The 17205-nt window shown below is 68.1% G+C and carries 12 protein-coding genes; 4 read left to right on the plus strand and 8 right to left on the minus strand.

Annotated elements, in window-relative coordinates:
• Nucleotides 1-108: 108 nt before the first annotated feature.
• Nucleotides 109-2247, minus strand: a complete 2139-nt coding sequence (locus tag AC06FD_RS13425) for a hypothetical protein (RefSeq protein ID WP_478078086.1) — start codon at nucleotides 2245-2247, stop codon at nucleotides 109-111.
• Between the two features lie 342 nt (nucleotides 2248-2589).
• Between AC06FD_RS13425 and AC06FD_RS13430 the strand changes: the two genes are divergently transcribed.
• Complete coding sequence (locus tag AC06FD_RS13430; protein ID WP_478078136.1) at nucleotides 2590-2946, plus strand: helix-turn-helix domain-containing protein; 357 nt, start codon at nucleotides 2590-2592, stop codon at nucleotides 2944-2946.
• 37 nt (nucleotides 2947-2983) lie between these two features.
• Here AC06FD_RS13430 and ung read toward each other — a convergent pair whose 3' ends face one another.
• The 5 genes from ung to rhlB all read right to left on the minus strand — a co-directional run bounded on the left by ung (nucleotide 2984) and on the right by rhlB (nucleotide 8114).
• Nucleotides 2984-3691: a uracil-DNA glycosylase gene (gene ung / locus AC06FD_RS13435; RefSeq protein ID WP_478078087.1), complete on the minus strand. Its 708-nt coding sequence runs from the start codon at nucleotides 3689-3691 to the stop codon at nucleotides 2984-2986.
• Nucleotides 3688-4530, minus strand: a complete 843-nt coding sequence (locus AC06FD_RS13440) for a response regulator (RefSeq protein ID WP_259210195.1) — start codon at nucleotides 4528-4530, stop codon at nucleotides 3688-3690. The genes ung and AC06FD_RS13440 overlap by 4 nt, the downstream gene beginning before the upstream one ends.
• A 7-nt stretch (nucleotides 4531-4537) precedes the next feature.
• A complete protein-coding gene (gene ftsX / locus AC06FD_RS13445; RefSeq protein WP_259210194.1) occupies nucleotides 4538-5488 on the minus strand; it encodes a permease-like cell division protein FtsX in 951 nt (316 codons plus the stop codon).
• On the minus strand, nucleotides 5485-6171 hold the full coding sequence (ftsE, locus tag AC06FD_RS13450) for a cell division ATP-binding protein FtsE (protein WP_259210193.1): 687 nt from the start codon (nucleotides 6169-6171) through the stop codon (nucleotides 5485-5487). The genes ftsX and ftsE overlap by 4 nt, the downstream gene beginning before the upstream one ends.
• A 224-nt stretch (nucleotides 6172-6395) precedes the next feature.
• Nucleotides 6396-8114 carry an ATP-dependent RNA helicase RhlB gene (gene rhlB, locus AC06FD_RS13455; protein WP_478078088.1) on the minus strand — a complete coding sequence of 573 codons (1719 nt, stop codon included), beginning with the start codon at nucleotides 8112-8114 and terminating at the stop codon, nucleotides 6396-6398.
• Nucleotides 8115-8680: 566 nt separating this feature from the next.
• Here rhlB and trxA point away from each other — a divergent pair.
• Both trxA and rho read left to right on the plus strand, forming a co-directional pair.
• The gene (gene trxA, locus AC06FD_RS13460; RefSeq protein WP_019183509.1) at nucleotides 8681-9010 is read left to right on the plus strand and encodes a thioredoxin TrxA; all 330 of its coding nucleotides are present in this window, start codon (nucleotides 8681-8683) and stop codon (nucleotides 9008-9010) included.
• A gap of 221 nt (nucleotides 9011-9231) precedes the next feature.
• Nucleotides 9232-11016 carry a transcription termination factor Rho gene (gene rho, locus AC06FD_RS13465; RefSeq protein WP_259210188.1) on the plus strand — a complete coding sequence of 595 codons (1785 nt, stop codon included), beginning with the start codon at nucleotides 9232-9234 and terminating at the stop codon, nucleotides 11014-11016.
• 832 nt (nucleotides 11017-11848) lie between these two features.
• On the opposite strand, the gene AC06FD_RS13470 is transcribed toward rho, so the two are convergent.
• Nucleotides 11849-14386, minus strand: coding sequence for a glycoside hydrolase family 3 protein (locus tag AC06FD_RS13470; RefSeq protein WP_478078089.1), 2538 nt, complete (start codon nucleotides 14384-14386; stop codon nucleotides 11849-11851).
• A gap of 378 nt (nucleotides 14387-14764) precedes the next feature.
• Here AC06FD_RS13470 and AC06FD_RS13475 point away from each other — a divergent pair, with 378 nt between their 5' ends.
• Nucleotides 14765-15772, plus strand: a complete 1008-nt coding sequence (locus AC06FD_RS13475; protein WP_478078090.1) for a LacI family DNA-binding transcriptional regulator — start codon at nucleotides 14765-14767, stop codon at nucleotides 15770-15772.
• Nucleotides 15773-15781: 9 nt separating this feature from the next.
• Here AC06FD_RS13475 and AC06FD_RS13480 read toward each other — a convergent pair whose 3' ends face one another.
• Nucleotides 15782-17053 (minus strand): sugar MFS transporter, encoded by a 1272-nt coding sequence (locus AC06FD_RS13480; protein ID WP_478078091.1) that lies wholly within the window; start codon nucleotides 17051-17053, stop codon nucleotides 15782-15784.
• Nucleotides 17054-17205 lie beyond the last annotated feature (152 nt).

Here is a 17205-nt window from a genome sequence, read left to right on the forward strand (position 1 = left end):
ATCCTCGAATGCGGCCGACGCCCCCTGCACGGGTCCGTTCGGCTCTGGTGGTCCATCCCATCCCCACGCAGGGCATTGCCTGCGCTACCCACGCTGCTGCACCCGGCGCTAATACGCGCCGGGACTGTTGCTGAAGCTGACCGGTACGCTGATCGTTGCCTGTCCGCCGTTGATCAGAGTCACGCCGACGTTGACCGCGTTGCCACCGACCGCGCCGCCGCTGGCGGCCGCGCAGGCACTTCCACTGCTGGCGCTGCAGGTCCATGCGCCGCGCAGCGTGGTGCCGTTGGGCAGGCTGTCGGTGACCACCGCATTGGTGACCGGATCGGGGCCGTCGTTGCGCACCAGCAACGTGTACGTGGCGGTGCCGCCCGGCGTGTAGCTGCCGCTGCCGTCCGTCTTGGTGATCGACAGGTCGGCCTGGCGCGTGCGGTTGGTGATGCTGCACACCAGCGTTACCGCGGTGGCGGTCATCGCCGGTGCCTGCAGGGTGAAGGTGCCGCCACTGCCGGAGGACACCACCGTGTTGTTCTGGTCCACGCATTGCCAACTGCTGGCATAGCGGGTGAGCGTGGTGCCGGCCGCGGCCGCTTCGGCCAGCGCGTAGCTGCCACCGGGCACGGTGATCACCGCGGCCGTGGCGCCGTTGTTGCCGACGTTGCTGGCCGACCCCACGGTGTTGCCGTTGTAGGCGATGGACAGGTTGAAGCGGCCGGTGTCGCTGGTCGGCTGCAGCAGCTTGACCAGCTGCAGCGTGGCCGCGCATGCCTGGGTGATGCCCTCCACGGTGAACACCGCCTGGCCGATGCGGATGCCCAGCAGCGCCAGCAGGTTGTCGACCAGGCCGCCCAGCAACGCGGTCAGCACGGGCGTGACCAGCGCGTTGACCTGGGTGCGGATCGGGGTCAGCAGGGTGTTGACGATGCCATTGACCAGGTCGGCCACCGGCAACGGCAAGGCGATGCCGCCAAGCAGGGTCACGGTGGGGTTGCCACTGGTCACCTGGATGCTCAGCGAGTTGACCAGCGTGGACACCATCGTGGCCGCACTGACCGTGCCGGCGGTCAGCGTGCGGGTCTGCGGGTACGGCCCGGTGAAGCTCGCACTCTGCAGCCCCGGGGTCGCGGTGGCGTAGCTGCGCACGCTGACCGTCAGGGGAATGGTGATGTCGGCAATCGGCGTGAGCAGCCCCAGCACGTTGGCCGACACGCGCACGCGCACGCTCAGCGAGGTCAGGGTGGCCGCGGTGAGTGCGGTGTCGCTCAGCACCGTGCTGCGATTGAAGAACGTGGCGTCGCTGATCTGCCCGACGTACAGGTTCACCAGGCCCGGCCGCGCCTGCAGGGTGACGGCGTTGCCGACCAGGTTGATCGCCGAGATCGAGCCTTCGGCGCGGGCGACGTCGGCATACAGCTGCAGGTGCAGCACGTCGGCGCTGATACTGGTGTTGGACAGCGACACCCCCAGCAGGTTGAGGCCACTGAGCGCGGCACTGAGCGTGCCGGTGTTGAGCCCCTGCACCAGGTCCAGATCGAGCTTGATGCGGATGGCCGCACTGTGGAACGCCGCACCCACTGCACCGCAGTTGTAGACCGGCGGCTCGATCACCTGCGCCCACAGGCGCACGTTGGCCACGCCATTGAGGCCGAGCGCGGCGGTGTTGACGGTGATCGGCGTTGGCGTGGTCAGCACGTTGCGGAAGTTGTACAGCTGCACGCCGCCGGTGAGCAGGTCGAGCACGTTGAGCCGCACGGTCGCCAGCGAGCCGGTGGGGAGCGCGATCTGCAGGATGTCGGCCAGGCGGATGCTGCCGGTGACGCCGGCCACGCCGAGCGGCAGGGCGTTGAGCACGTTGGCGGCCGCGGACTGGTTGTCGGCCTGCAGCACCTGCACCATCGCCGCGCGCAACTGGCCGAGGGTGATGTTGGTGTTGAGCACCTGGCTGGGATCGCTCACCACCACCCCGCCGTTGAGCTGGGTCAGCAGTGCGTTGAGGTTGATGTTGGCACCGGCCAGGTTGTTCCAGTCGGCCACGCTCAGGTTGAGGGTGGTGCCCGGCAGCAGCGCGCCGAACAGCAGGTTCAGTACCGGGCTCTGGGTGGAGTCGACCGAGGCCAGGCGCGGCCCCGCACTGACGCAGGCGCCGGCGGTGCATGCAGATTGGGCCTGTGCCCGACCCAGGCATGAAAGCACCGCCAGCAGGGCCAGCAGGACCAACGCCTGCCACCGCAATGACGAATCTTTCACGCCTTTCACATTAACCATACATGCGTCTCCGCCGTTTCTGGGCAGAAACCGACCGTGACGGTGGATTTACTCCATCGCCGTTCTGGTCGTCCCCTGCCGGTGTCGTTTTCCGCTTGGGAAAGCGTTTATGTCCGGTTCGGGGCGATTAATGCGAGGCAACGAAAATTCCGTCAAACACGACGGCGTGAAAATGGAGGGCAGTAACGCTTGCTGGCGGGCCGGCGTCCACGCAATACCCTTGCAGCAGCAGTGTGAGAAAGCGCTTCTGTACAGGCGGCAAAAGAATCGCTTTCAGGGAAGCAACACTTACCGAACAGGGAAAGGGGGCAGTAAATGAAGGCGATGTGCGACAGAATCCGGCGAGCCCGACTAACGGCTGGCCTGTCTCAATCAGAGTTGGCGTTGGAGGCCGGCGTGCGCCGCAGCGCCGTGGCGCAGTGGGAACGGGAAGGCGGCACATTCCCGAGCGTGCAACACCTTGCCTGCATCGCAATTGTGACGCAAGTCCATTTTGAATGGCTGGCGACCGGGCGCGGACCGGGACGACCGGAGGATGGCGTCGACCTGCCCCTGCCGGAAAGCCTGCCGGTGGAGGCAGCGCGCACGGTCCAGGAAACCGAGATTCTCTCGCTGCTGCGGCGCATGCCCGCGCGCAAACGCCAGGTGGCGCGCGCAATCATGGAAATGCTCACCGACTGATGGCGGGCCGCCGCGCCTGGCCAGCGGCCCAGGTGGGTTACAGCGCCGCGCGCGGCGGCAATGCCCAGTCGATCGGCGCCTGGCCCCGGCGCTGCAGGTAGGTGTTGGCCATCGAGAAATGCTGGCAGCCGAGGAAACCGCGGTGTGCCGACAGCGGCGACGGATGCGGCGCCTTCAGCACGCGATGGCGGCTGGTGTCGATCACCTTGCCCTTCTGCTGCGCGTAGCTGCCCCAGAGCATGAACACCACTCCGTCGCGCTCGCGGTTGAGGGTCTCCACCACATGATCGGTGAAGCCTTCCCAGCCACGCTTCTGGTGCGCGCCGGCCTGGCCCTCTTCCACGGTCAGCACCGCGTTGAGCAGCAGCACGCCCTGGTGCGCCCACGGCAGCAGGCAGCCGTGGTCCGGCCGCGGGATCCCGAGGTCGGCCTCGATTTCCTTGTAGATGTTGAGCAGCGAGGGCGGCACCGGTACCCCCGGCATCACCGAGAAGCTCAGGCCATGCGCCTGCCCCGCGCCGTGATACGGGTCCTGGCCCAGGATCACCACCTTGACCTGCTCGAACGGGGTGGCATCGAAGGCCGCGAAGATCTGCGGCCCCGGCGGGAACACGTGCGCGCCGGCGGCCTTGCGCTGGCGCAGGAAGCTGGACAGCTCACGCATCTCCGGTCGCAACAGCCACTCGCCAATGCGCGCCTTCCAGCTCGGTTCGAGCTGGATGCTCGGGGTTGCTTCCTCGTTCATCGCACCACGGGTCGGTCGTTGAGCCGGGCCAGGCGCAGCTGGAACAGCACCTTGGTCACCAGCAGGCGTTCTTCGATCGGCTTCTGCACCAGGTCGTTGGCACCGGCCTGCAGCAGCCCCGACTGGTTGAGCGGGTTGCCGTCGCCGGTCATCACCAGCACCGGCAGGCGCCGCTTGCCATACCCGAAATCCACGCGCACGCGCTCCACCACGTCCAGGCCGCTGAGCTCGCCCTTCAGGGTGACATCGGTCAGCACCAGGTCGATGCGGTGGCTGCTGCGGCCCAGCGATTCGGCGGTGAGCAGCGCGAAGGCTTCCTCGGCGGTCATCACGTGCAGCACGCGCAGGCTCTGGCGTTCGAGCATGCGCTTGGTCGCCTCGGCCACCACGCGGCTGTCCTCGACATACAGGATGGTCGCGCCGGGAATGGTTTCCGGCTGCACGTAGCCACGGATGAAGGTGGCCAGCGCTTCATGCCCCAGCGCCTTGTCGAAATAGTCGGTGACGTATTCGGTGAAGCGGCGTTGTTCCAGGTGCTGCTGCGCATCGCCGGATACCACGATCACCGGCACGTAGGCCTGCCCCGCGGTCTCGCGCACCAGCCGCGCCAGCGCCAGGCCATCGCCGTCGCTGAGCGTGAGCGAGGTGGTCACCAGGTTCACCGGCCCGGCTTCCAGCGCGCGGCGTGCCTCTTCGATGCTGGCACAGCCCACCACGTCCACCGCCGGCAGTTCGCGTTGCAGCACATCGGCAATCAACTTGCGGACCAGCTTGGAGCCGTCGACCACCATCACGCGCGGTGCGTCGTCGACCAGGTGCTTCAAAGCTTGCGGGCGCATGCGGGCCTCAGGTTTCGGTCGGTCGGGTCTGGCGCAGGAAATGCCCCGTCACCAGCCACGCGCCCAGCCAGCCCAGCACCACGGTGCCGACCAGCACGAACGATGAATGCAGCAGGTCCAACCCATGCAGCACGAACGGGCTGGCATAACTTTCCGACAGCGCCGCCAACGGCGGGCGCAGGGCCAGCCCGGCCACGCCGATCAGGCCCAGCGCCACGGCACCGGCGCCCAGGCCATACCACGCGCCGAGGTACAGAAACGGGCGGCGGATGAAGCCATCGCTGGCGCCCAGCAGCTGCAGCACGCCGATCTCGTCGCGACGCGCCTGGATGTCCAGCCGCACCGTGTTGCCGACCACCAACGCGGCGCCCAGGCCGAGCAGCACCGACAACACCTGCACCAGCCGCGAGCCGAAGCCCAGCCAGGCATCCAGGCGCTTGCGCCACAGCGCGTCGTGCTGCACCAGGTCCGCCTGCGGCAGGCCCTCCAGCGACTGCGCCAGGCGGGCATCGTCGGCACCGGCCTTGGGCGTCACGATCAGCAGGGTGGGCAGCGGGTTGTCGTGCAGCGCATCGATCGCCTCGCCCAGCCCGGCGCCTTCGCGCAACTCCTGCAGGCCCTGTTCGGGCGTCTGCACGGTGACGTTGGCCACGTCGGCACGGCCGCGCAGCGAATCGGCCACCTCGCCGGCGGCGGCCGCGGCCACATCGGTCTTCAGGAACAGGTTGATGTCGCGCGACTGCTGCACGCTGCCGGCGAAATGCGTGAGGTTGTCCAGTGCGATCGACAGGCCCAGCGGCAACGCCAGGGCCAGCGCCATCACCATGATGGTGAGCAGCGTGGCCCACGGCTTGCGCCACGCGCGGCCCAGGCTGAACACCACGCTGTGGCCGTGGTGGTGCAGCCACACGCCCAGGCGCGACGGCGCCGCGGCTTCCTTGTTGGTCGGTGCGTTCATTCGGCCAGGTCCTGCGGCGAGATGTCGTCGATCAGCTTGCCGTGGTCCAGGATCAACACGCGCTTGCGCATGTGCCGCAGCAGCGCCAGGTCGTGGCTGACCACCAGCACGCTGGTGCCGCGGTCGGGCAATTCGGCGAACAGCGCCATGATTTCCGCCGCCAGGGTCGGATCCAGATTGCCGGTGGGTTCGTCGGCGACCAGCAGCTTGGGCTCGCTGACGATCGCACGGGCGATACCGACACGCTGCTGCTCACCGGCCGACAGCTGCGAGGGCAAGGCCTTTTCGCGGTGGCCCAGGCCCATGCGTTCCAGCACCGAGCGCACCCGCTTGCCGATGTCGGCGCGACGGGTGCCACGCAGGATCAGCGGCAACGCGACGTTCTCGGCGATGCTGCGGTCCATCAGCAGGCGATGGTCCTGGTAGACCGCGCCCACCTCGCGACGGTGCCGCGGGATATTGCCGCCGCGCACCTTGAGCAGGTTGCGCTCATTGAAGATCACCGCGCCGCGGCTGGGCCGCTCGTCGAGGTGGATCAACTTGAGCAGGGTGCTCTTGCCCGCACCGGAGTGGCCGGTGACGAACAGCATTTCGCCGGGGGCGACATCAAAGCTGACGTCGACCAGGGCCTGGTGGCCGCCGGCATACTGTTTACTGACATTGTCAAAACGCAGGACGCTCATCCCCTGATTATGCAGGACGAGGGTGACGACGTGCAGGTGGGGGGGGTGCATCGCTCGTGCCGGCCGTTGGCCGGGGGACGCAACATCGCCTTCGCGCTGTCGCCCCACGATTGGCTGCGCCAACCGTGGGTCCGCTTCATCAGCACCCGATCCCCCCGTCGCTTCGCGACCGCCCCCTTGCCGAGGGGGCGGGACATCGGACCGCGCGGGTCAGGCGTCAGGTCTTACGAACCGGACAGCATCCGGCGGATCTTGCGCCCGATGCGGGTCAGGAACGACGCGCCCGGATCGGCGGCCGGGGTGGCACGCATCGGCTTGGCGGCCACCTGCACCGGGGTCACCGGGCCGGTCGCTGCCGCGCCCTCGGCGCCTTCGACCGGACGGCCGTGGCGACGACGACGACGCTTGCGCGGGGCACGCTCGCCTTCCACGGCCGGGCTGCCGTCGGCAGTCGGGGCCACGGACGGGGCCACGGCCGGTGCAGCCTGCGGCGCCGCCTCGGCGGCAGCGGCGACGACCGGCGCCTCACCCTGCACGCGCGGCTTGCGCTCGCGGCGCGGCGCGCCATCGGCGCTTCGCTCGCCCGGCGCGCGGCGTTCGCCACGGCCACCGGACGGCGTGCCGCCGCGGCCACTGCTGCTGCCGCCGCCACGGCGCTGTTCTTCAGCGGCACGCGCTTCGCGCGCTTCGCGGAAGATCTGGCCCACGCTCTCGTTCTCGTCGCCTTCCTCACCCGGCGCAGCAGGTGCGCGCTCCGGGCGCGGCAGCGCGGTCAGGATCTCGCTGGTGACCGGCTCGACCGGGATCTTCTGCTCGATGTACGCCTCGATGTCCGGCAGGCCCATCGCATAGCGTTCGCAGGCGAAGCTGATCGCATCGCCCTCTTCGCCCAGGCGCGCGGTACGGCCGATACGGTGCACGTAATCTTCGGCGTCGAACGGCAGGTCGTAGTTGTAGACGTACTTGATGCCATCGATGTGCAGGCCGCGCGCAGCCACGTCGGTGGCCACCAGGATCTCGAGCTGGCCCTTCTGGAAGCGGTTGAGCAGGCTCTCGCGCTTCTTCTGCGGCACGTCACCGGACAGTACGCCCACGCGGTAACCGGCCTTCTCCAGCGAACGCGCCACGCGCTCGACGAACACCTTGGTGTTGACGAAGACCATGGTGCGCGCGCCTTCGCTGCGCGACAGCAGGCCCAGCAGCAGCGGAATCTTCTCTTCGTCGGCCGGGAAGTAGATGCGCTGGCGCACGCGTGCGGCGGTGATCGACTCGCTTTCCACCACCAGCTTCTGCGGCTCGTTCATGTGCTCGTAGGCCAGCTCCAGCACGCGGTGGCTGAGCGTGGCGCTGAACAGCAGCGTCTGGCGCGTGGTGCGCTCGGGCATGCGGCGCAGCAGGAAGCGGATGTCCTTGATGAAGCCCAGGTCGAACATGCGGTCGGCTTCGTCGAGCACGCAGATCTCGCAGGCATGCAGCGAGACCACCTTGTGCTGCTTGACGTAGTCGATCAGGCGGCCGGGGGTGGCGATGATCACGTCCACGCCCTGCTGCAGGATCTCGCGCTGCTTGTCGTAGTCCACGCCGCCGTAGACCAGCGCGAAGCGCAGGCCCAGGTCCGAGCCGAACTTGACCGCATCCTTGTGGATCTGGATGGCCAGTTCGCGGGTCGGGGCCAGGATGAGCGCGCGCGGGTCTTCCGGCTTGCGGTCGGCCAGCGCCGGGCGGGTCAGCAGGCGGTTCACCACCGCGACCAGGAAGGCCAGCGTCTTGCCGGTGCCGGTCTGGGCCTGGCCGGCGACATCGCCGCCGGGCAGTGCCACCGGCAGGGTCAGCGCCTGGATGGGCGTACAACGGGTGAATCCGGCTCCTTCCAGGCCGGCCTGCAGGGCCGGATGCAGCTCGAAGGAGGAGAAGGTCAAATCGGTCAGCGGTTTGTCGCTCATGTGTCCGTCTTGGTAAGGCCGGCCCGGCAGCGGTGCGCGGGAGGCTTGCAATCTTGGGGGCACCGTCGCCATTGCGGGCCCTGCGCCGGGGTCGGCGGGGCCGGACCATCAGGTCTGCGGGCGCCGCACAGTGACCCAGTTTAGCGCAATGTCGGCGCCAAACCGGGGCCGACCGTCGCAGACCCTGGCGAGACGCCCTGCCATTGGCCGTCTCCCGCCGCTGCGACACGGCTCCCTGATGGCTCTTATCGCAGGCTTCACGGGGCCTGCCGCCAGTTGAACAGGGCCCCTCGCGGGGCTGGTGGGCGCCGGACCACGGCCGCATATCCGATCCAGTGGCCCGATCAACGCGCGACGCCAATCACAGGATGCTGGATTTCAGCCTGCACCTGCCCGCCCGCGACGATAGGGGTACACTGCCCGCCGTGAGCGTCCAGGCATCCACCTGGCGCACCGCTGGCCGCCGTCGCGGCCACGAGGCAGCAGACGCGGACGGCACCGGTCGGTGGCGTCCAAATTCAACCTCCTCCGGCCCGGCCGGGTGCATTTCCAGACGAGAATCCAAGATGAGCGACAAGGTTGTACATGTCGGCGATGCCGACTTCGATAGCGCAGTGCTGAATTCCAAGGAACCGGTGCTGGTCGATTTCTGGGCCGAATGGTGTGGCCCGTGCAAGATGATCGCCCCCGCCCTGGACGAACTGGCCGACGCCTACAACGGCCGCGCCAAGATCGCCAAGGTCAACGTGGACCAGAACCGCGCCCTGGCCGCCAAGTACCACGTCCGCTCGATCCCGATGCTGCTGGTCTTCAAGGACGGCGAGGTGCAGGCGCAGCAGATCGGCGCCGTCGGCAAGGCCCAGCTGGCCGGCATGCTCGACAAGGCCCTGGCCTGATCCAGGCAGGCAGCCGGCACCCGCCGGCTGCCGCGGGCCCTGCGCCCGCATGAATGACCCTGCCCCACCCGGCTTGCGCGCCGCCGCGAGCCGGTGTTAGTGTCGGCAGCATCCGGCCGCATTCGCGCGCCGCATCTTCTGGACGACGTTCTTTCCAGAATCCTTTCCCAAACTTCGCCGCCCTGCCGGGCGCTCGCACCTTCCAGCGAGGAATCCAGCACTTGTCCGATATCACTACTTCCGAACCCGGGAGCGCCGACGCGCCCGCCGAGAAGCGCGTGCGCAAGCCGCGCGTCGCCAAGGCCGCCGCCAACACCGCGGCCGACACCGGTTCTTCCCCCACGCATCAATCCGCCCTGCCCCTGGCTGCCGCGCCTGACGCGCCGGCGCCGGTCGCCGCGCCGGCCGCGCCCCAGCAGGCACCGGCCGCGCCATCCGGCGAATCATCGTCCGGCCAGGGCGGCGCGCAGCAGGACACCGGCGACGGTGGCCAGCGCAACCAGAACGGCAACCACAACGCCAAGGGCGGGCAGAACCCGTACCAGCAGCAGGGCCAGGGCCAGAATCAGGGCCAGGGCCAGGGTCAAGGCCAGGGCAACCGCCGCGACCGCTTCCGCAATCGTCGCGACCGTGACCGCAACCGCGGTGGCGATCGCTACAACGACGACGGCATGCCGCAGGACAACAGCGAACAGCAGCCGTTCGTGCGCAGCCAGCAGCCCAACGTTCCCGAAGGCTTCCCGGTCTATTCGCTGAGCGACCTCAAGCGCATGCCGGCGCAGAAGCTGCTGGAAATCGCCGAGCAGCTGCAGATCTCCGAAGGCGTGGCGCGTGCCCGCAAGCAGGACGTGATCTTCGCCCTGCTCAAGGTGCTTACCCGCCACGGTGACGGCGTCGCCGCCGACGGCGTGCTGGAAATCCTGCCCGACGGCTTCGGTTTCCTGCGCGCGGCCGAAGCCAGCTACCTGGCCGGTCCGGACGATACCTACATCTCGCCCAGCCAGATCCGCCGCTTCAACCTGCGCACCGGCGACCACCTGTCCGGCCGCATCCGCTTCCCGAAGGACGGCGAGCGTTACTTCGCGCTGTCGATCGTGGACACCATCAACGGTGAGCCGCTGGAAGCGTCCAAGAACAAGGTGCTGTTCGAGAACCTGACCCCGCTGTTCCCGCGCAAGCGCTTCACCCTGGAACGCGGCAACGGGTCGTCCGAAGACATCACCGGCCGCATCCTCGATCTGATGGCACCGCAGGGCAAGGGTCAGCGTTCGCTGATCGTGTCCCAGCCCAAGGCCGGCAAGACGATGATGATGCAGCAGGTGGCCACGGCGATCACCACCAATCATCCGGACGTGCACCTGATCGTGCTGCTGATCGATGAGCGCCCGGAAGAAGTGACTGAAATGCAGCGCACCGTGCGCGGCGAAGTCATCAGCTCCACCTTCGACGAGCCGGCCGCTCGTCACGTGCAGGTTGCCGAAATGGTGATCGAGCGTGCCAAGCGCCTGGTCGAGCACAAGAAGGACGTGGTGATCCTGCTCGACTCGATCACCCGCCTGGCGCGTGCCTACAACAACGTGGTGCCCAGCTCCGGCAAGGTGCTCACCGGTGGTGTGGACGCCAACGCCCTGCACCGTCCGAAGCGCTTCTTCGGCGCCGCGCGCAACGTGGAGGAAGGCGGCAGCCTGACCATCATCGCCACCGCGCTGGTCGATACCGGCAGCAAGATGGACGAGGTGATCTACGAAGAGTTCAAGGGCACCGGCAACAGCGAAGTGCACCTGAGCCGCCGCATCTCTGAAAAGCGCGTGTTCCCGGCGATCGACATCAACCGCTCGGGTACCCGTCGCGAAGACCTGCTGATCGAACCGGAACTGCTGCAGAAGATCTGGATCCTGCGCAAGCTGCTGCATCCGATGGATGAAATGGCCGCAATGGAATTCCTGCTCGACAAGATGAAGAACACCAAGTCCAACGACGAGTTCTTCGGTTCGATGAAGCGCTGATCGGCGCTGCATCGAAATAGAAAAAGGCCCCGCACTGCGGGGCCTTTTTCGTTGCATCGGTGGGGGCCTCCTCCGTTGGGCCTCCTCCGTTGCATCAATGGGGGCCTCCTCCGTTGCATCGATGGGGGCCTCCTCCGTTGCATCGATGGGGGGCCTCCTCCGTTTCATCGATGGGGGCATCTTTGGTTGCATCGCTGCGGGGCCTCTTTCGTTGCACCTGTGCGGGGACTCTTGCGTCGCACAAGGTAGAGCCGAGCCATGCTCGGCTGCTCTCCGGTCCGTGCATCAAAAAACCTCGCCGGTGCAGAGACCATCCTGGGCCGCCAGCCGAGCATGGCTCGGCTCTACCATTGCCTAACGGGCGGGTGACTGCGCTTTCCGCCTTGTCCGCATCCAGCGACACCCGCACCGGTACGTGGCCTCTTCCGTTGCACCAATGCGGGCCTCCTTCGTTGCATCGGTGCAGGCCTTCTTTCATTGCCCCGGGTAGAGCCGAGCCATGCTCGGCTGCTCTCCGTCCGTGCATAAAACCCCGGTGGTGCAGAGACCTTCCTGGGCCGTCAGCCGAGCATGGCTCGGCTCTACCATTGCCTCACGGGACGCCGACCGCTGCTTCCGCCTCGTCCGCATCCAGCGACACCCGCACCGATACGTGGCCTCTTTCGCTGCACCAATGCGGGGACTCTTTCGTTGCATCGGTGCGGGGCCTTTTCTTTCCACCGGGTAGAGCCGAGCCATGCTCGGCTGCTCTCCGGTCCGTGCATCAAAAACCCCGCCGGTGCAGAGACCATCCGGGGCCGCCAGCCGAGCATGGCTCGGCTCTACCGTTGCCTCACGGGCATCCGACCGCGCCTTCCGCCTTGTCCGCATCCACCGACACCCGCACCTGGGTGAACGCTGCCGCAAACGGCTTGTCCGCGCTGACCACGAACGGGGCTTCCACCGCGCCCAGGTCCACGCCCTGTTTGGCGAAGCACGCCAGCGGCACCGTCACCGTCTGCTTCTGTCCCGGCGCGCGCCTGGCCAGCAGCGGCGCGATATCCACCCCGCCCTCGCAGCCGGTACCGCACTGCATGGTCACTTTCACCGGCGAGCCCGGGCGCTGCACCAGCTGCACGTCGAACTGCAGCGCCCCGTGGTTGCGCGCCAGCGCGGCGAGGTTGCGCCGCGAGGTGCTGCGTGCGATCAGCTGCGCCGGCGCCAGCCAGGTGACTTCCTTGGCGTCCTGCTGGGTGTTCACCTGCACGGTCCGCACCTGCACCACCGGCGTGGTGGCCGGCCAGCGCAGCGTGGCGTTGAGATCATTGCCCAGCGGCTGGGTAGCGCCGCCGGCAGCGACGTGCAGCGAGAACGGCGGCGTGTCGGCACGGTTGAAGATGGGCAGCGTGGTCACCTCACCACAGTTGTCCGGGTTGGCTTCGGGCAGGCGCGCGACGTTCCCCGCCGCGGCATAGCGCAAGCCGTAGCCCAGCTTGAACAGCGCCGGCCGCGTCGGGTCGGGCTGGTCGATCGGTGCCGGGCACGGCACGCCCGGCCACGGGAAGCTCAGCCGGCCGCGGAAATCGTGCGCCGGCGTGCCGTCCTTGCCGGCCACCAGCACGTCGCTGATGCCACGGCCTTCGGTACCGGGTAGCCAGGCGGCCACGAACGCCTGCGACAGGTTCAACAGGTCGTTGACGTACATCGGCCGGCCGGAGAAATACACCGTGACCACCGGTTTGCCGGTGGCCTGGGCGGCGCGCAACACGGCCAGGTCCTGCGGGTAGGCGCGGCTGTGGCTGACCGAATCGGAGGCGAGGATGTCGCCGTTGGTTTCGGCGTAGGGCGTCTCACCGACCACTGCCACGACCACGTCGAACTGCGCGGGGTCCAGCCCGGCAGCGTCGGCGCTGTAGGTCACCTGCCGCGTGCCCAGTTCGGCACGCAATGCGCCCAGTACCGAATCGGCATGGGGGAAATCGGCATTCGTGTTCTCCGTTCCCTGCCAGGTCAGCGACCAGCCACCGGCCTGGTCGGAAAGACTGTCGGCACTCTTGCCCACCACCATCACCCGCGCATCGCGACGCAACGGCAGTGCGCTGCCCTGGTTCTTCAACAGCACCAGCGACTCGCTGACCGCGCGCCGCGCCAGCGCGCGGTGCTGCACCGCGCTGGCGTCGCCGGCGTAACGGCTGTCCGATGGCGCGTGGTCGAACAGGCCGGCGCGCAGCTTGACCCGCAGGATGCGGGTGACCGCATCGTCGATGCGCGCCATCGGGATCTCGCCGCGCTCCACCTGGGCGGTGGTATTGGCGATGAATGCCTTCCAGTCGTCGGGCACCATCACCATGTCGATGCCGGCATTGATCGCCTGCGCACAACTATCGTTACGGCAACCGGGCACCTGCGCGATGCCGTTCCAGTCGGAGACGACGAAGCCATCGAAGCCCATCTTCTCCTTAAGCGCGTCGGTCAGCAGCGCCTTGTTGCCGTGCATCTTGCCGTAGTCCACGCGGCCGCTGCGATCGTTCCAGCTGTTGAAGGAGGCCATCACCGTCTGCACGCCCTCGCCGAGCGCGCCGTAGTAGCCCTGGCCGTGCACGTTGACCATCGTGGCCATGTCCACCCGCGCCTCGCCCTGATCGCGCCCCTGCTCGGTGGCACCGTCGCCGATGTAGTGCTTGGCCGTGGCGACCACGTTGCCGTCGTCGCCAAAGCGGCCCTGCGCGCCCTTGACGTAGGCACGGGCGTACTCGCGCACGCGGGCGGGGTCGGAGGAGAAACTTTCGTAGGTACGGCCCCAGCGCGGATCGTGCGCCACGGCCAGCGTGGGGGCGAAGACCCAGTCGATGCCGGTGGCCCGGGTCGCACGCGCGGTGGCTTCGCCGATCCGCTCGATCAGCGCGGCATCGCCGGCCGCGCCCAGCCCGATGTTGTGCGGGAACAGCGTGGCCCCGTAGACGTTGTTGTGCCCGTGCACCGCGTCGGTGCCCCAGATCACCGGGATCGGCGTGGCCGCGTCGGTGGCCAGCGACGCGGCGCGGTAGGCATCGGCCAGCGCCAGCCAGTCGGCCACGCTGGCATGTTTGTCCATGCCCGGCCACGAACCGCCGCCGTTGAGCACCGAGCCGATGTAGTACTGGCGCACCTGCGCGGGGGTGATGGTCTTGATCTCGGGCTGGGTCATCTGCCCGATCTTCTGCGCCAGGGTCATCTGCGCCAGGATCTGCTGCACGCGCGCTTCGATGGCGGCATCCGGCGTGATCGCGCTGGTCACCCGCGGCCAGTCCTTGAGCGTCTCGCCGGTGGCCGGCGCGGCAGCGACCGGCGCGGCCAGGGCCAACAGCAGGCAGGTACCAAGAAGGGTCTTGTTGGGGCTGTTCACTGACATCTACCTCCGGTGGGAATGACGCGCGATCGGGGCGGGCGTTGCCGCGGTCGGGCGCACTGCGCGGTGCGCAGCACGTCATGCCGACGCGATTTGGATCGGTTCAACGCCCCTGTCTGACAGCGCTGTCATACAAAGCGCGGCCAGTACTGTCAACTGCGCAACGTCGCGGTGGCCGCGTCGGTCCCGCAACGACGGGGGCTGGCGTTCAAACGCGTGCCTGGATCATGCTGCCGGTGTTGCGATGCCGCACGGAATGCGCGGGTACGCCAGAAGTCATCGCGGCATGGCAACATCCGCCTGCATCGGCAACACCGTTTCGACACCGCCGCACTACCATCGGCATCTGCCGACCTGCCCCCACATAGGATCCACCGCACCATGCGTAGTCGAATCGAGGATGTCGCCGCGGTTGCGGGCGTTTCGATCAAGACCGTGTCCCGCGTGCTCAACAACGAGCCCAACGTGCGCGCCGAAACGCGCGAGCGCGTGGCCGCGGCAGTGGCGCGGCTGGGCTACAAGCCCAACCTGTCCGCGCGCAGCCTTGCCGGGCAGCGCTCCTACGCATTGGCGCTGGTCTACAACAACCCCTCGCGCAACTACCTGATGGAAATCCAGAACGGGATGCTCGACGCCTGCCACGCCAGCCACTACAACCTGATCCTGGGGCCGGTCGGCGTCGGCCGCAGCACCCTGCCCGACCTGGCCGCGCTGTTCGAGAATTCGCGGCCCGACGGCGTGGTGCTGATCCCGCCGCTGACCGACGATGCCGTGGTGCTGGCCTACCTGGAGGAGCACGAGATCCCGTTCGCCAGCATCGCCCCGCGCCATCCCGATGGCTGCATCGGGGTGCGCATGGATGAGACCACCGCGGTGGTCGAGCTGATCGGCCACCTGGTCGCGCAGGGCCATCGCCGCATCGCCCACATCAAGGGGCCGCGCGCGCACGGTGCCTGCCAGTGGCGGCTGGCCGGCTATCGCCAGGCGCTGCGTGCGCACGGCATCGCCTACGACCCGGCACTGGTGGCCAGCGGGCAGTTTTCGTTCGAGTCCGGCATCGAGGCAGCCAACACGCTGCTCGACCTGCCACAACCGCCGACGGCGATCTTCGCCGCCAACGACGACATGGCGGCCGCGGTGTACCGCGTGGCCGGGCAGCGCGGCCTGCGCGTGCCCAGGGACCTGTCGGTGTGTGGCTTCGATGACACCCCCATCGCCGGGCACATCTACCCAGCGCTGACCACGGTGCGGCAGCCCACCGCGCGCATGGGCACGCTGGCCACCGAGCAGCTGATCGACCGGATCCGGTCGGCCGACGGCGGGCGCATGGTCACCGTCGAGCATGCGGTCCTGGTGCGTGAGTCCACCCACGCACCCCGTCGGCGCTGAGCGGCGCGTTTACGCGCTGCGGCGCGCGCCCCACCACGCGTAGAAGACGATGTACAGGTAGCACAGCATCGGCAGCAGGAAGGACAGCTGCAGGCCATGGCGATCGGCCAGCCCGCCCATCGCCAGCGGCACCACCGCGCCACCGACGATCGCCATCACCAGCAGGCTCGAACCCTGTCCGGTCAACGCGCCCAGGCGGCTGATGGCCAACGCGAAGATGGTCGGGAACATGATCGAGTTGAACAGGCCGATGCTGACCACCGCCCACTTGGCCAGCCCGCCGCTGCCGAGCATGGTCACCGCCAGCAGCGCCATCACCACCAGCGCGAAGATGCCCAGCAGGCGCCGCGGGTCCAGCCGCGCCAGCAGTACCGTGCCGATCAAGCGGCCGGCCAGTGCACCGCCCCAGTACAATGACACGTAGCGGGTGGCCTCCTGCTCGGTCAGGCCTTCGCCGATGCCCGGCATGGACAGGAAGTTGACCAGCACGCTGCCGATGGACACTTCCGCGCCCACATAGAAGAAGATCGCCAGCACCCCATAACGCAGGTGCCGATGGCGCAGGGCATCACGCAGTCGACCACCGACCGCGCCCTCTTCCACGCCGGGGATGGCCGGCAGGCGGAACATCCAGATCGCCGCGGCCAGCACGAACAGCGCCACGGCCAGGCCGAAGTACGGCAGCTGCACGGACTGCGCCTCGGCGGCGCGATAGGCCAAGGCCTCGGCCTGCGGCAACAGCGCCAGCGCCGCATCGGTGCGCGGCTCGGCGGACAGGATCAGCAACCCGCCAAACAGCGGTGCCAGCGTGGTGCCCAACGCATTCATCGACTGCGCCAGGGTCAACCTGCTGGAACTGGTCTGTTCGGGACCGAGCAGCGCCACGTAGGGGTTGGCCGCTACCTGCAGCACGGTGATGCCGGTGGCGAGCACGAACAACGCACCGAGGAACAGCCCGTACACGTGCGCGTGCGCGGCGGGCCAGAACAGCAACGCGCCGACCCCGGCGATGGCCAGGCCCGCAACGATGCCGCGCTTGTAGCCCACCGCGGCGACCAGTCGCCCGGCCGGCAGCGACATCAGGAAGTACGCGCCGAAGAAAGTGAACTGCACCAGCATCGCCTGCACCCAGGTCAAGGCGAACGCGGCCTTGAGGTGCGGGATGAGGATGTCGTTGAGGCAGGTGAGGAAGCCCCACATGAAGAAAATAGCGGTGACCACCGCCAGCGCCACGCCATTGCTTTGCACGTGTTGCCCGCGAACTGCAGCAGGGTTGTCCATTGCATGTCCTTCCGGAAGGGGGTGCCGGCCACGCGGCGGCCACACATGGAACCCGCTTCGTCCACGATTGTCCAGCGCTGTCAGCCGATCGGTCATGGCAGGACGAACGGTGCCCGGCGCGGCGCGCGGTGTGCTTCGCGCAGTTTCGTTCT

Source organism: Stenotrophomonas sp. Steno-Z1, from assembly GCF_056393175.1.

Excerpts from the sequence above, each read along its gene's own strand:
- ung (WP_478078087.1), bottom strand. The coding sequence starts at position 3,691 with ATGAACGAGGAAGCAACCCCGAGCATCCAGCTCGAACCGAGCTGGAAG.
- trxA (WP_019183509.1), top strand. The coding sequence starts at position 8,681 with ATGAGCGACAAGGTTGTACATGTCGGCGATGCCGACTTCGATAGCGCA.
- ftsX (WP_259210194.1), bottom strand. The coding sequence starts at position 5,488 with ATGAACGCACCGACCAACAAGGAAGCCGCGGCGCCGTCGCGCCTGGGC.
- AC06FD_RS13470 (WP_478078089.1), bottom strand. The coding sequence starts at position 14,386 with ATGTCAGTGAACAGCCCCAACAAGACCCTTCTTGGTACCTGCCTGCTG.
- AC06FD_RS13480 (WP_478078091.1), bottom strand. The coding sequence starts at position 17,053 with ATGGACAACCCTGCTGCAGTTCGCGGGCAACACGTGCAAAGCAATGGC.
- AC06FD_RS13475 (WP_478078090.1), top strand. The coding sequence starts at position 14,765 with ATGCGTAGTCGAATCGAGGATGTCGCCGCGGTTGCGGGCGTTTCGATC.
- ftsE (WP_259210193.1), bottom strand. The coding sequence starts at position 6,171 with ATGAGCGTCCTGCGTTTTGACAATGTCAGTAAACAGTATGCCGGCGGC.
- AC06FD_RS13430 (WP_478078136.1), top strand. The coding sequence starts at position 2,590 with ATGTGCGACAGAATCCGGCGAGCCCGACTAACGGCTGGCCTGTCTCAA.
- rhlB (WP_478078088.1), bottom strand. The coding sequence starts at position 8,114 with ATGAGCGACAAACCGCTGACCGATTTGACCTTCTCCTCCTTCGAGCTG.
- AC06FD_RS13440 (WP_259210195.1), bottom strand. The coding sequence starts at position 4,530 with ATGCGCCCGCAAGCTTTGAAGCACCTGGTCGACGACGCACCGCGCGTG.